11 protein-coding genes are annotated in these 13,324 nt (G+C 69.9%); 9 read left to right on the forward strand and 2 right to left on the reverse strand.

Going from position 1 to position 13,324, the window contains the following annotated elements; genetic code table 11:
* Window positions 1-44 precede the first annotated feature (44 nt).
* Window positions 45-2,663, forward strand: a complete 2,619-nt coding sequence (gyrA, locus tag B7K22_RS05805) for a DNA gyrase subunit A (protein WP_084039814.1) — start codon at window positions 45-47, stop codon at window positions 2,661-2,663.
* Window positions 2,664-2,805: 142 nt separating this feature from the next.
* Here gyrA and B7K22_RS05810 read toward each other — a convergent pair whose 3' ends face one another.
* On the reverse strand, window positions 2,806-4,197 hold the full coding sequence (locus B7K22_RS05810) for an MFS transporter (RefSeq protein WP_084039816.1): 1,392 nt from the start codon (window positions 4,195-4,197) through the stop codon (window positions 2,806-2,808).
* 83 nt (window positions 4,198-4,280) lie between these two features.
* Here B7K22_RS05810 and B7K22_RS05815 point away from each other — a divergent pair, with 83 nt between their 5' ends.
* From B7K22_RS05815 to B7K22_RS05825, 3 genes are read left to right on the forward strand one after another with little or no spacing between them, the layout of a single operon-like run.
* Complete coding sequence (locus B7K22_RS05815) at window positions 4,281-5,294, forward strand: alpha/beta hydrolase (protein WP_084039024.1); 1,014 nt, start codon at window positions 4,281-4,283, stop codon at window positions 5,292-5,294.
* A complete protein-coding gene (locus tag B7K22_RS05820) occupies window positions 5,291-5,980 on the forward strand; it encodes a ThuA domain-containing protein (RefSeq protein ID WP_084039025.1) in 690 nt (229 codons plus the stop codon). Before B7K22_RS05815 ends, B7K22_RS05820 begins: the two co-directional genes overlap by 4 nt.
* Window positions 5,977-6,744, forward strand: a complete 768-nt coding sequence (locus B7K22_RS05825; protein ID WP_084039026.1) for a glycerophosphodiester phosphodiesterase — start codon at window positions 5,977-5,979, stop codon at window positions 6,742-6,744. Before B7K22_RS05820 ends, B7K22_RS05825 begins: the two co-directional genes overlap by 4 nt.
* A gap of 4 nt (window positions 6,745-6,748) precedes the next feature.
* Here the strand turns inward: B7K22_RS05825 and B7K22_RS05830 are convergent, their stop codons facing one another.
* Window positions 6,749-7,474, reverse strand: a complete 726-nt coding sequence (locus tag B7K22_RS05830) for a TetR/AcrR family transcriptional regulator (RefSeq protein ID WP_159448777.1) — start codon at window positions 7,472-7,474, stop codon at window positions 6,749-6,751.
* An 84-nt stretch (window positions 7,475-7,558) separates the two neighbouring features.
* Here B7K22_RS05830 and B7K22_RS05835 point away from each other — a divergent pair, with 84 nt between their 5' ends.
* The 5 genes from B7K22_RS05835 (at window position 7,559) to B7K22_RS05855 (ending at window position 13,305) form a co-directional block, all read left to right on the forward strand.
* Window positions 7,559-8,434, forward strand: coding sequence for an ABC transporter ATP-binding protein (locus B7K22_RS05835; RefSeq protein ID WP_084039028.1), 876 nt, complete (start codon window positions 7,559-7,561; stop codon window positions 8,432-8,434).
* Window positions 8,431-9,183: an ABC transporter permease gene (locus B7K22_RS05840; RefSeq protein WP_084039029.1), complete on the forward strand. Its 753-nt coding sequence runs from the start codon at window positions 8,431-8,433 to the stop codon at window positions 9,181-9,183. Before B7K22_RS05835 ends, B7K22_RS05840 begins: the two co-directional genes overlap by 4 nt.
* A 161-nt stretch (window positions 9,184-9,344) precedes the next feature.
* Window positions 9,345-9,767, forward strand: coding sequence for a Fur family transcriptional regulator (locus B7K22_RS05845; protein WP_084039818.1), 423 nt, complete (start codon window positions 9,345-9,347; stop codon window positions 9,765-9,767).
* On the forward strand, window positions 9,745-11,316 hold the full coding sequence (locus B7K22_RS05850; RefSeq protein WP_084039030.1) for a catalase: 1,572 nt from the start codon (window positions 9,745-9,747) through the stop codon (window positions 11,314-11,316). Before B7K22_RS05845 ends, B7K22_RS05850 begins: the two co-directional genes overlap by 23 nt.
* A 435-nt stretch (window positions 11,317-11,751) precedes the next feature.
* On the forward strand, window positions 11,752-13,305 hold the full coding sequence (locus B7K22_RS05855) for a SulP family inorganic anion transporter (RefSeq protein ID WP_084039031.1): 1,554 nt from the start codon (window positions 11,752-11,754) through the stop codon (window positions 13,303-13,305).
* The last annotated feature ends 19 nt before the right edge of the window (window positions 13,306-13,324 follow it).

A 13,324-nucleotide genomic window follows, 5' to 3' on the forward strand; every position in this document is an offset into this window, starting at 1 on the left:
TCCACAACCATGGCCGGATCGATCAGGTCGATCTCAATGTCGAGATGCAGCAGTCGTACCTCGACTACGCGATGTCGGTCATCGTCGGCCGCGCGCTGCCGGACGTGCGCGACGGCCTGAAGCCGGTGCACCGCCGCGTCATCTATGCGATGTACGACGGCGGCTACCGACCCGACCGCGCGTTCTCCAAGTGCACGCGCATCATCGGCGAGGTGATGGGCAACTATCACCCGCACGGAGACGGTGCGGTGTACGACACCCTCGTGCGCATGGTGCAGGACTGGTCGCTGCGCTACCCGCTCGCTGACGGCCAGGGCAACTTCGGATCGCCGGGCAACGACCCCGCGGCCGCACACCGCTACACCGAGTCGCGCATGGCGCAGATCGCCATGGAGATGGTGCGCGACATCGACGAGGACACGGTCGACTTCCAGGACAACTACGACGGCCGCACCCAGGAGCCGTCCGTCCTGCCGTCGCGCTTCCCCAACCTGCTCGTCAATGGCTCGGCCGGCATCGCGGTCGGCATGGCGACCAACATCCCTCCCCACAACCTGCGCGAGGTCGCCGACGGCGTGCAGTGGGCGCTCAGCCACCCCGAGGCCTCGAAGGAGGAGCTGCAGGACGCGCTGATCGAGCGCATCCAGGGCCCGGACTTCCCCACGGGAGCGATGATCCTGGGCCGCAAGGGCATCGAGGAGGCGTACCGGACGGGACGCGGCTCGATCACCATGCGCTCGATCGTCAACGTCGAGGAGATCCAGGGCCGCCAGTGCCTGGTGGTCACGGAGCTGCCGTACCAGGTCAACCCCGACAACCTCGCTCTGAAGATCGCCGAGCTCGTCAAGGACGGCAAGATCGCCGGCATCGCCGACATCCGCGACGAGACCTCCGGCCGTACCGGCCAGCGCCTGGTCATCGTGCTCAAGCGCGACGCGGTCGCCAAGGTGGTGCTCAACAACCTCTACAAGCACACCCAGCTGCAGGACACCTTCGGGGCGAACATGGTGGCGCTCGTGGACGGCGTCCCCAGGACGCTCCCGATCGACGCGTTCGTGCGCCACTGGATCACGCACCAGATCGAGGTCATCCAGCGCCGCACCGCGTTCCGTCTGGCCAAGGCCGAGCGCGAGGCCCACATCCTGCGCGGCTACGTGAAGGCGCTCGACCAGCTCGACGAGGTCATCGCGCTCATCCGTCGCTCGCCCACGGTCGACGAGGCTCGCGAGGGCCTCATGGAGCTGCTCGACGTCGACGAGGTGCAGGCCAACGCGATCCTCAACCTCCAGCTGCGCCGCCTCGCTGCCCTCGAGCGCCAGAAGATCGAGGCCGAGTACGCCGAGCTGATGGAGAAGATCGAGGACCTCAAGGACATCCTCGCGAGCGTTCCGCGTCAGCGGACCATCGTGTCCGACGAGCTCGCGGCCATCGTCACGAAGTTCGGCGACGAGCGGCGCACCGAGATCTCCCCGTTCGACGGCTCCGTCGACATCGAGGACCTCATCGCCGAGGAGGAGGTGGTCGTCACCATCACGCGTGGCGGCTACGCCAAGCGCACGCGTTCCGATCAGTACCGGGCGCAGAAGCGCGGCGGCAAGGGCGTGCGCGGCGCGACCCTGCGCACCGACGACATGGTGGACCACTTCTTCGTCACCACCACGCACCATTGGCTGCTGTTCTTCACCAACCTGGGACGCGTGTACCGCGCGAAGGGCTACGAGCTGCCTGAGGGCGGCCGCGACTCGAAGGGGCAGCACGTCGCCAACCTGCTCGCATTCCAGCCGGGCGAGGAGATCGCGCAGGTGCTCGACCTCAAGAGCTACGAGGACAAGCCCTATCTGGTGCTCGCCACCAAGCGTGGCCTCGTCAAGAAGACCGACCTCACCGCCTATGACTCGAACCGCACCGGCGGCCTGATCGCGATCAATCTTCGTGACGTCGAGGACGAGGACGGCGAGGTCCACCCCGACGAGCTCGTCTCCGCGCGGCTGGTCGGCCCCGAGGACGACCTCATGCTCGTGTCGCGCAAGGGCCAGTCGCTGCGCTTCCACGCCACCGAAACCGAGATCCGCTCGACCGGGCGCGCGACGTCAGGCGTCAAGGGCATGAGCTTCCGCGGTGACGATGAGCTGCTCGCGCTGGACGTCATCGACGCGTCCGTCCCCGACGCCGAGGACCTGGGAGTCTCGGAGGCGTCCGACGAGGCCGCGGCAGAGGTGGCGGCCGATGCGGGTGGTCCGTTCTCGTTCGTCGTCACCCAGAACGGGTTCGCCAAGCGCACGGCCGTCTCCGCATGGACGCCCAAGCACCGCGGCGGTCTGGGCGTGAAGGTCGCCAAGCTGACCGAGGAGCGCGGCGACCTCGTGGGCGCGATGCTCGTGGACGAGTCCGACGAGGTGCTGGTCATCATGGCGTCGGGCAAGGTCATGCGCTCTCCCGTGTCCGAGGTGCCCGCCAAGGGCAAGGACACGATGGGCGTCACCTTCGCCAAGCCCGCCAAGGGGGACACCATCATCGGCATCGCCCGCAACGTCGAGCGCAAGCTCGACGACGAGGACGAGGCCGAAGAGGGCGAGTCACCGGACGGCGAGGCGGGCGCTCAGCCTGTCGCCACCACCGAGGCGACACCGGAGACTCCCGACTCCCCCGCATCTGCCGACTGACCGCATCGCGGAACCACTGCTGTTCCGGCCCGCCACCATCTCCGCCTGAGCGCGCAGATGGTGGCGGGCCGTCGGTCTTCCGCGCCCCGCTTCGCCACGGGGCAAGCAACGCTCGCGTGGACGCGCGCGCCGGGATGGCGTCTCAGAACCGCTCGGGCGCTGGCGCGCCCCGATCGGCAGGCGTCCGAACGAACAGCAGCAGCACCAGACCCGCGGCGACCACCGCGATGATCCCTAGTGTCCCCCAGATGGTCGCCCCGAAGATCGTGATGGTCAGTGCCCACATCGCGGGCGCCATGAAGGACGCCGCGCGACCGGTGGTCGCGTAGAGCCCGAACATCTCCGCCTCCCGCCCGGCGGGCGAGACCCGCGCAAGGAGCGATCGCGACGCGGCCTGAGCTGGACCCACCATGCCGGACAGGAGCAGCCCGCACACCCAGAACACCGTCGCGCCCGTGCCGTGGAACACCACGATGACGATGCCGGCCCCCACGATCACGGACAGCGCGAGAATGATGACGCGCCTCGGACCCCACACGTCGTCGAAGCGGCCGAAGATCATGGTCGACACCCCAGCGATCAGGTTGGCCGCGATGCCGAACATGATGACCTGCTGGTCCGAGAACCCGAATGCGACGGCCGCGATGATCGCGCCGAACGTGAAGACCCCGGCGAGGCCGTCCCTGTACACCGCCGAGGCGAGGAGGAACCACAAGGTCGAGCGCGCATCGGCCCACAGCGCGCGGAGGTCCCTCCACAGGATGGCGTAGCCCCGCAGCAGCCCGACGGTGGGTCGGCTCGAGCCCTTCGCCTCGGGCACGAACAGGAACAGCGGCCATGCGAAGGCGAGCGTCCACACCGCGCACCCGACCGCGATCAGGCGGTACGCCATGCCGTTCGAGGTGTCCATCCCGAACCACTCGAAGGCGTCGAGCAGCACCACCAGCACCAGCGCGGCGATGCCGCCCATGTATCCCAGGCCCCAGCCCAACCCGGACACGCGGCCCATCGTGCGGGGCGTCGAGACCTGCACCATCATCGCGTAGTAGTTGACGTTGGCGATCTCCGCGATGATCGACCCGAGAGCGATGAGCCCCGCACCCAGCCAGAACGCATCCGGCGTGGCCTCCACGAAGTACAGGCCGCCCACGCAGCCCACGAGGAGCAGCGTGGTGACCCCTAGCCACGACTTGCGGCGTCCGGCCGCATCGGCACGCTGGCCGAGCACGGGTGCGAGCAGTGCGACCAGCACCCCGGCCGCCGTGATGCCCCAGCCCAAGGAGGACGTGAGTCCGTCGATGGCGGCGTCGTACTCGGGGTCGCCCTCGCCCAGCGCCGCGATGGCCGGATCGATGAAGCTGTCCGAGGTGAGGTACAGCGCGGTGAACACGAACGTGATGATGACGGAGTTGAACGGCTGCGTGGCCCAGTCCCAGAGCGCCCAGGACCACACCTGCTTGCGAGGGACGCGATCGGCATCGGGATAGCCGGGCGCATCCGAGACAGAGGGCAGCACGTCGTCGTGGTCGCTCATGGTCACAGCGTGCCCTAGGACCATGAACGGCAGGTGGCGGGCGCGCCCTGCGCGTCCCGACCGCACGGGGATAGCATCGGATCATGGAACCGATCAGCGCCGATGCGGTGGCCGAGGAGCAGGTCGAACCCGCTGGTTTGGCGTGGGTCGACGACGTGCTCGCCGGCTATGAGGCAGCGGACCTCGGGCCTCCGACGGTCTTTCCCCCTCGCGCTGACGGCGAGCTCACCCGCACGCTCGTGCGCCGGACGGAGCTTCCCGGGCAGCCGCGAGGCGCGGCCCTGATCGTCCATGGCTACAACGACTACTTCTTCGCCACCCACCTCGCCGACGCGCTCGGCGCGGCCGGTTGCGTGCCCTACGCCGTCGACATGCGCCGCGCCGGCCGCTCCCTGCGTGCGCGCAACCAGGCACACCACCTCGACCACATCGACGAGCTGGTCGAGGACCTCGCTGACGCGAGCGCCGCAGCCGTGGCGGACGCGAGCGCACGCACCGGTGAGGAGCTGCCGCTCGTGGTTCACGCCCATTCGACCGGCGCGCTCGCGGCGAGCATCTGGGCCAACGACCGCCCCGACCCCGCCCTGGCCGGGCTCGTGCTCGACGGTCCCCTCTTCGGTCTTCCGATGACGGCATGGCAGGCCGCGGCCATGCGAGCCGTGCCGACGCTGGCGCGCGTGCGTCCCCGGCAGGTCGTGGTCCCGGCGCCGTCTCCCTACACGACCGGCCTCGTCTCTCGAGGCTGGGAGTTCGACACCGCGTGGAAGAGTCCGCGCGGCGTGGGCGCGACCGCGGGCTGGCTGGCCGCGACCCAGGCTGCGCGGCGCCGCGTGGCCGCCGGCCTCGACATCGCGGTGCCGGTGCTGGTCGGCAGCGCCGACTCGACAGGCCCCGATCGCCTCGACAATCCCCGCCACGGCAGCCAGGACACGGTGGTGGACGTCGCCGCGATCGAGGCTTACGCTCCAGGGATCGGCGCCGGCGTCGAGCTGCTCGTCGTGCCGGGCGCGATCCATGATCTCGCGCTGTCGGACGAGCAGCCCAGGAGGGTGTACCTCGACGCGGTCGCCGGCTTCGTCGAGAGGGTGCTGCCGTGACCATCCTCCTCGCCTACGGCGGCCACGCCTACGCCGACGCGTGGCACGACTTCGCAGGGGTGGCCGATGCGCTTGCGCATGTGCTCGAGGCGTACGGCGCGGTGGAGGTCGTCGACGAGGTGGAGCGCGCCCTCCTCTCGCTCCAGCACGACGCGCCAGACCTGCTCGTCCTGTGCTCAGGCGTCGGACCCGACGGAGGGCCGTCGCGCGAGGCGCGCGGGACGCTCGTGCACTACGTCGAAGGCGGGGGGCGTCTGCTCGCGCTGCACTCGGCCGCCACATCGTTCCCGGGGTGGCACGACTGGGAGCGCCTGCTCGGCGGCCGGTGGGTGCGAGACGTCTCCTTCCATCCGCCGTTCGGACCGGGCACGGTCGACGTGGCCGGCGCACCGCAGCGCAGCTTCGAGATCGAGGACGAGTTCTATGCAGACCTGCGCGTGGGAGACGTCGAGGTGCTCGCCACCCACGAGGGACGCCCGATCGCGTGGGCGCACGCCGTGTCGGGCCATGGCGTCCGTGCCAACGGCAGCGGCGGCCGCGTGGTCTACGACGCTCTCGGGCACACTGCCGCGACCTACGCGAACGCGGGGAGGCGTGCGCTGCTGCACGACGAGCTGGTGTGGCTCGGGCTGCGACCGCGGTCGCTCGACGCTGGCGAGGCTGCCGTGGATAGGGTGAAGGAGTGAGCCCACGCCACGCGTACTTCGACAACGGCGGCAAGCCGGTTGCGCTCGCTCACCGCGGCTTCTCGCGTGAGGGGCTCGAGAACTCGATGAAGGCGTTCCAGGCCGCGGTCGACCTGGGCTTCCGCTACCTGGAGACCGACGCGCATGGCTCGCGCGACGGCGTGGCCGTCGCTCTCCACGATGCGACGCTCGACCGCACCACGGACGCCACGGGCGCCGTCTCCGACCATGACTGGGCGACCGTGAGGCGGGCGCGCATCGGCGGCGTGGAACCGGTGCCGAAGCTCGAGGACGTGCTGGGCACGTGGCCTGACGTCAAGGTCAACATCGACGTCAAGGAGAGCTCCGGCATCGAGCCGGTCGCCTCCGTGATCGAGAGGACCAAGGCGCACGATCGGGTGTGCGTGGGATCGTTCTCCGCGGCCAGGCGCCGAGCCACCCTCAAGCTGCTGTCGAAGCCGGTCGCGACGCCGGCAGCTGAACGGGAGGCGATCGCGTGGTGGCTCGGGACGTGGGTGGGAGCGGACCCGGAGAAGACCATCGGCGATGTCGATGCGCTGCAGATCCCCTGGCGGAACGGCCCGGTGCCGTTCATCCTTCGCCGCCACGTCGAGGCGGCGCACCGTGCCGGCCGCGAGGTGCACATCTGGACCGTCAACCGGCGCGACCACATGCAGCATCTGCTCGACATCGGAGTCGATGGGCTCGTCTCGGATCGCGCGGACATCCTCAAGGACGTGCTGGTCTCCCGCGGCCAGTGGTGACGGTTCAGCGCGCCTGAGCCCGCGCCCGCTCGATCGCGACCCCGATGCCGTCGAGCACGAGCTCGAGGCCGTACGCCGCATCGTCCTCATCTGCGGTCTCGGGCTCCGAAGACGCCATGACAGCGGCGAAGTGGGGCAGGTTGTGCGGGCCGATCAGATGGGCCACCCTCGCCATCGCGTCGCCCTCGACGGCGCGTGAACCGTCCTCCCACCGGCGCAGCAGAGTCGCGTGCCAGCGTGCCTGGGCGTCCACTGCGAGCACGGCTCCCAGGCGCTGAGACACGGTCAGCCCTGAGCCGGCGAGCAGCCCGAGCGCGGCGTCGCCCCACGCGAGGGCCCGCGGCGTGTCCGGGGCTCCCTTGATCGGGATGTCGAGAGCCCAGGGGTGACGCCCCAGGGCCGCGACCTGCGCGTCGAACCACTGCTTGAAGCCGTCGCGCCAGCCGAGCCCGCCGAGGTCCGGCGCGTCGCCGAGCGCGCCTTCTGACATGAGCAGCACCAGGTCGTCCTTGGAGCTCACGTAGCGGTACAGCGCCATGGTGGTGACGCCGCACGCGCGCGCGACGTTTCCCATCGACACCGCGGCGAGCCCATCGCGGTCCGCGATCGCGATCGCCTCCGACACGATGCGCTGGACGCTCAGCTCTCGCTTGGGTCCGCGGGTGGGCTCGGGGGCGACGCCCCAGGCGAGCGCGAGTCCGTGCGGAAGCTCGGGAGCGTCATCGGGCATGCGACCACTGTAACTGTGTGCGCTTGACACAGTAAGTGTACGGCGCATACGGTATGCGACATACACAGAAAGGGGCTCGCGTCCATGACTGCCGCCATCCACGCCACCGGTCTCGTCAAGGCCTTCGGCGACCACACCGTGCTCGCAGGTGTCGACCTCACTGCGCGCCGCGGCCACGTCACGGCCCTGCTCGGATCGAACGGGGCGGGCAAGACCACGACGCTGAACATCCTGACCACGGCGATGCGCGCCGATGGCGGCACCGCCCTCGTCGCAGGGCACGACGTCGCGACCGACCGCCGCGAGGTCCGCCGCGCGATCGCCGTCACGGGGCAGGCCGCGACGGTTGACGGCCTGCTCACGGCCGCCGAGAACCTCGAGCTGATCGGGCGGCTGCGCGGCTTGTCGCGCGCGGCCGCGCGCGCGAAGGCAGCCGAGCTCGTCGCTGCGAGCGGCCTCGAGGATGCGGCGCGACGTCAGGTCTCGACGTACTCGGGCGGCATGCGTCGGCGCCTCGACCTCGCGCTGTCGATGGTGACGCCCGCGCAGGTGGTGTTCCTCGACGAGCCGACGACCGGGCTCGACACCCGTGCGCGCAACGCGCTGTGGGGGCAGGTTCGCGGCCTCGCGCGCGACGGCGCGGCGGTGCTGCTCACCACCCAGTACCTCGAGGAGGCCGACGCGCTCGCTGATCAGGTGCACGTGCTTCACCAGGGACGCGTGGTGGCCACGGGGACGCCGCGACAGCTCAAGGAGCGCATCGGCGCCGCGGAGGTGGTCGTCATGACGGACGGCGGCGTCGAGCTCGCCCGTGAGGCGACGGACGGCTCCGCCGATGGCGTTCGGCGCGCCCTGGACGCTCTCGAAGCACGCGGCGCCGTTGCGGCCGGCGCACGCATCGACGTGCGTCGCCCCACTCTCGACGACGCCTTCCTCGCGCTGACCGAGGAGGCCGCATGACCGCCACGCTCGCTCTCACCCGCCGCAGCATGCTGCACTCGGTCCGCGACGTCGAGACGCTGCTGATGTCCATCATGCTTCCGGTGGCGCTGCTGCTGATCTTCACGTACGTGTTCGGCGGGGCGCTCGCGGGAAGCACCACCGAGTATCTCGACTACGTGGTGCCCGGCATCATCGTCGTGTGCGCGGGGTTCGGTGCAGCGCAGACGGCGGTGGCCGTCGCGCGCGACATGAACGAGGGCCTCATGGATCGCTTCCGGACCATGGACATGCCGGCCAGCGCGGCGGTCACGGGGCACGTCGTGGCATCCGTGGCCCGCAATCTCGTCGCGAGCACGCTGGTGCTGGTGGTCGCGGTAGCGCTGGGCTTCCGTCCTGCGGCGTCGCCGGCGCAGTGGGTGGCGGTCGGGGGCATCGTCGCGCTGTACGTGCTGGCGATCACCTCGCTGTTCGCGGCGATCGGAGTGGTGTCGCGGTCGGTCGAGGCCGCCAGCGGCTACGGCTTCGGGCTGCTGTTCCTGCCCTATCTGTCCAGCGCCTTCGCTCCCGTGGAGACCATGCCGGGTTGGCTGCAGGCCTTCGCCGCGCATCAGCCGCTCACGCCGGTGAACGACGCGTTGCGCTCGCTCCTCCACGGCACGGATCCGGGCACCGACGCGCTGGTCGCGACCGTCTGGTGCGTGGGCCTCACGGCGCTTGGCCTCGCGGCTGCGGGCTGGGCGTTCACGCGCCGCGCCCAGCGGCCCTGACGCCCATGTCGCCACCAAGGTTGGTCACCTGTCCGGCCCACGGGGCCGTGCACGGGACCAACCACGGAGGGACGCGCTGGAGGCGGCTACTTTTGACACGGTAAAAAGAAGTGACTACCGTCGGGGCCGTGACCGAGACCGAGATCGTGGACGCCGCGGCCATGCTGCGCGCCGCCGGCCTGCGCGTCACCGACACCCGGGTCGCCGTGGTGGAGACGCTCGCCGACATGCCGCACTCGGGCGCCGACACGATCGTCGCCAGCGTGGCGCGGCGCCTGTCCACGACCTCGCGCCAGGCGGTGTACAACGTCCTGAACGACCTCGCCGCCGCTGGACTCGCCCGCCGCATCGAGCCGGCCGGCCAGCCCGGCCTCTATGAGCTTCGTGTGGGCGACAACCACCACCACATCGTGTGCCAGCGATGCGGTGCGGTCGCCGACATCGACTGCGTCACGGGCCACGCGCCCTGCCTGACGCCCAGCCAGACCAGTGGCTTCGACCTCCTCGAGGCGGAAGTCACCTTCTGGGGAGTCTGCTCCGACTGCAAGGCCCTCACGGCCGATGCGGTCGTCGCCGTTCCCTGATACGTCCCCTCTGTCAACCAAGGAGTTCGAAGTGACCGAGAAGTTCACCACCACCAACGCCGGCGCCCCCGTCGCGTCCGACCAGCACTCGCAGACGGTCGGCAACGACGGTGTCACCGCGCTGACCGACCACTACCTGGTCGAGAAGCTCGCGCAGTTCAACCGCGAGCGCGTGCCAGAGCGCGTGGTGCACGCCAAGGGCGGCGGAGCGTTCGGCACCTTCACGGTCACCAACCCCGACATCGCGAACTACACCCGCGCCGCGCTCTTCCAGCCTGGGGTCGAGACCGAGATGCTCGCGCGCTTCAGCTCGGTCGCCGGCGAGAACGGCTCCCCCGACACGTGGCGCGACCCCCGCGGCTTCGCCCTCAAGTTCTACACCTCCGAGGGCAACTATGACCTCGTGGGCAACAACACTCCCGTGTTCTTCATCCGCGACGGCATCAAGTTCCCCGACTTCATCCGCTCGCAGAAGCGCCTGCCGGGCACCCACCTGCGCGACAACGACATGCAGTGGGACTTCTGGACCCTCCAGCCCGAGTCCGCCCACCAGGTGACCTGGCTCATGGGAGAGCGTGGCCTGCCGCGCTCGTGGCGCGAGATGCAGGGCTACGGCTCGCACACCTACCAGTGGATCAACGCCGCCGGCGAGCGGTTCTGGGTCAAGTACCACTTCAAGAGCCAGCAGGGCGTGCACGGCCTGTCGATCGACGAGGCTGCTCAGCTCGCGGGCTCGGACGCCGACCACCACATCCGCGATCTCTACGAGCACATCGACGCGGGCGACTTCCCGCGCTGGGACCTCAAGGTGCAGATCATGCCCTACGAGGACGCGAAGACCTACCGCTTCAACCCGTTCGACCTCACCAAGGTATGGCCGCACGGCGACTACCCGCTGATCGACGTGGGCGTCATGGAGCTCAACAAGAACCCCGAGAACTACTTCGCGCAGATCGAGCAGGCGACGTTCGCCCCGTCGAACTTCGTCCCCGGCATCGGCGCGAGCCCGGACAAGATGCTGATGGCGCGCATCTTCTCCTACGCGGACGCGCACCGCTACCGCGTGGGCACCAACCACGCCGACCTGCCCGTCAACTCGCCGCACGCTGCGAGCGAGCACGGGCACTCGTACGCGAAGGATGGCGCGATGCGCTACTCGTTCGCGTCGGCGGACACCCCGGTGTACGCCCCCAACTCGCGCGGCGGCGCACACGCCGATGCCGAGCGGGCCGGCGATGCGGGCAACTGGGAGTCCGACGGCGAGATGGTGCGCGCGGCGGCCACGCTGCACGCCGAGGACGACGACTTCGGCCAGGCAGGCACGCTCTACCGCGAGGTGTTCGACGACCAGCAGAAGGCGCACATCCTCGAGCAGATCACCGGCCACGTGGGCGCGGTCAAGTCCGACGACATCCGCGAGCGCGCGATCCAGTACTGGACCAACGTGGACGCAGACCTGGGGGCCAGCCTGCGCGCCAACCTCGAGGCGGAGAACGCACCGGTCGAGGCAGGCGAGCCCGGCACCGGCTGGGAGCCCGCCAACGTCTGACGACATCTTGTCGCGATGAGGTCGCACGAGGCGCCGAGTCCTGGCACAATGTCTCCAGGACCTCGACGGCGCGTGCCGGCGAGCGACACATAAGCCACCGGCTGCCGCTCAGCGGCACCACCGGTCATCGACCATCGGCCGGGCCGCCCCACCCCCCTAGGACGGTCCGGCCGATGCATGTCCACCCCCGCCTTGTTGCGCGAATTGGGCCCAACTGGTGCACCTAAGCCCTTAGATGAGCGAGTTGGGCCCAACTCGCGCACGTGTGGTGCGCGGGGCGGGGCGGGGCGGGGCGGGGCGCCTGCAGATCGGCCAAGAGGGCCGATGCGCCGGTCGGCTACCCTGGACCGCGGCCGTCGACGGCCACTCACCACCTTCGCCTGACTCCGAGCCCGGGCAACCGCCCGGGCTCTCGCCATGCCTGCCGAGGACACCATGACTGACGCACAGACAACCGATTCCGCCCACGCATCGGCCGCCCGCACTGCCACGGGAGTCCCCGACGTCACCCACGGCGGCGAGCTGTGGCGACTGTCGTCGTGGCGGATGCCGCTCGCGCGCTATCGCACCGAGCTCATCTCGGGCCTGATGGTCGCGCTCGCCCTGATCCCCGAGGCGATCTCCTTCTCGATCATCGCGGGCGTGGACCCGCGCGTAGGCCTGTTCGCGTCCTTCACCATGGCCGTGGCCATCGCGTTCCTGGGCGGCCGTCCGGCGATGATCTCCGCGGCCACTGCCGCCGTCGCGCTGGTCGTGGCGCCGCTCGCCCGCGAGCACGGCCTGGACTACCTGATCGCGGCCGTGATCCTCGGTGGGATCCTTCAGGTGCTGCTCGCGGTGCTGGGGATCGCGAAGCTCATGCGGTTCATCCCCCGGTCGGTGATGATCGGCTTCGTCAATGCGCTCGCGATCCTCATCTTCATGGCGCAGTTGCCGCACCTGACGGACGTGCCATGGGTGGTGTACGCCCTGGTCGCGGCCGGCCTCACGATCATCGCGTTCCTGCCGCGCCTGACCCAGGTGGTGCCGGCGCCGCTGGTCGCGATCGTGCTGCTGACTCTCGTGACCGTGACGTTCGCAGTCGCCGTCCCCGACGTCGGCGACGAGGGCGCGCTCCCCGAGGGCCTGCCCACGCTGTTCTTCCCCGACGTGCCGCTGACCATGGAGACCCTGCGCATCGTCTTCCCGTACGCGCTCGGCGTCGCGCTGGTGGGCCTGCTCGAGTCGCTCATGACCGCCAAGCTCGTCGACGACATCACGGACACACACTCGGACAAGACCCGCGAGGCGTGGGGCCAGGGCGCGGCCAACCTCATCACCGGGTTCTTCGGCGGCATGGGCGGCTGCGCGATGATCGGCCAGACCATGATCAACGTGAAGGCCGGCCGTGCGCGCACTCGCCTGTCCACCCTGGCAGCGGGCATCTTCCTGCTGATCCTGATCCTCGCGCTCGGCGATGTGGTCGCCATGATCCCGATGGCGGCGCTCGTCGCGGTGATGATCTACGTGTCGTGGGCGACGTTCGACTGGCACTCGATCCGGCTGTCCACGCTGCGCAGGATGCCGCGCTCGGAGACCGCCGTGATGCTGACGACCGTCGCCGTCGTGGTCGCGACCCACAACCTCGCGTACGGCGTGGTCGCCGGCGTGCTGCTCGCGTCGGTGCTGTTCGCGCGTCGCGTGGCGCACCTCGCGACCGTGACGGGCGCCGAGCCCGTCGACGGCGAGCGCCGCTACCAGGTGTCGGGCGAGCTGTTCTTCGCCTCGTCGAACGACCTGTACTCACAGTTCGACTATGCCGGCGACCCCGAGCGTGTGGTGATCGACATGAGCGGCTCGCACGTGTGGGACGCCTCGACGGTCGCGGCTCTCGACTCCGTGGTCTTCAAGTACGCCCAGCACGGCAAGGAGGCCCGGATCGAGGGTCTCAACGAGGCGTCCGAGCAGTTCCATGGACGGATGTCGGGCCACCTGGGCGCGGGTCACTGAACTTCGCCGTGGCGGTCGA

Source organism: Demequina sp. NBRC 110053 (assembly GCF_002090095.1).
Taxonomy (GTDB): domain Bacteria; phylum Actinomycetota; class Actinomycetes; order Actinomycetales; family Demequinaceae; genus Demequina.

Excerpts from the sequence above, each read along its gene's own strand:
- gyrA (WP_084039814.1), top strand. The coding sequence starts at position 45 with ATGCAGCAGTCGTACCTCGACTACGCGATGTCGGTCATCGTCGGCCGC.
- B7K22_RS05810 (WP_084039816.1), bottom strand. The coding sequence starts at position 4,197 with ATGAGCGACCACGACGACGTGCTGCCCTCTGTCTCGGATGCGCCCGGC.
- B7K22_RS05815 (WP_084039024.1), top strand. The coding sequence starts at position 4,281 with ATGGAACCGATCAGCGCCGATGCGGTGGCCGAGGAGCAGGTCGAACCC.
- B7K22_RS05830 (WP_159448777.1), bottom strand. The coding sequence starts at position 7,474 with ATGCCCGATGACGCTCCCGAGCTTCCGCACGGACTCGCGCTCGCCTGG.
- B7K22_RS05835 (WP_084039028.1), top strand. The coding sequence starts at position 7,559 with ATGACTGCCGCCATCCACGCCACCGGTCTCGTCAAGGCCTTCGGCGAC.
- B7K22_RS05840 (WP_084039029.1), top strand. The coding sequence starts at position 8,431 with ATGACCGCCACGCTCGCTCTCACCCGCCGCAGCATGCTGCACTCGGTC.
- B7K22_RS05845 (WP_084039818.1), top strand. The coding sequence starts at position 9,345 with ATGCTGCGCGCCGCCGGCCTGCGCGTCACCGACACCCGGGTCGCCGTG.
- B7K22_RS05850 (WP_084039030.1), top strand. The coding sequence starts at position 9,745 with ATGCGGTCGTCGCCGTTCCCTGATACGTCCCCTCTGTCAACCAAGGAG.
- B7K22_RS05855 (WP_084039031.1), top strand. The coding sequence starts at position 11,752 with ATGACTGACGCACAGACAACCGATTCCGCCCACGCATCGGCCGCCCGC.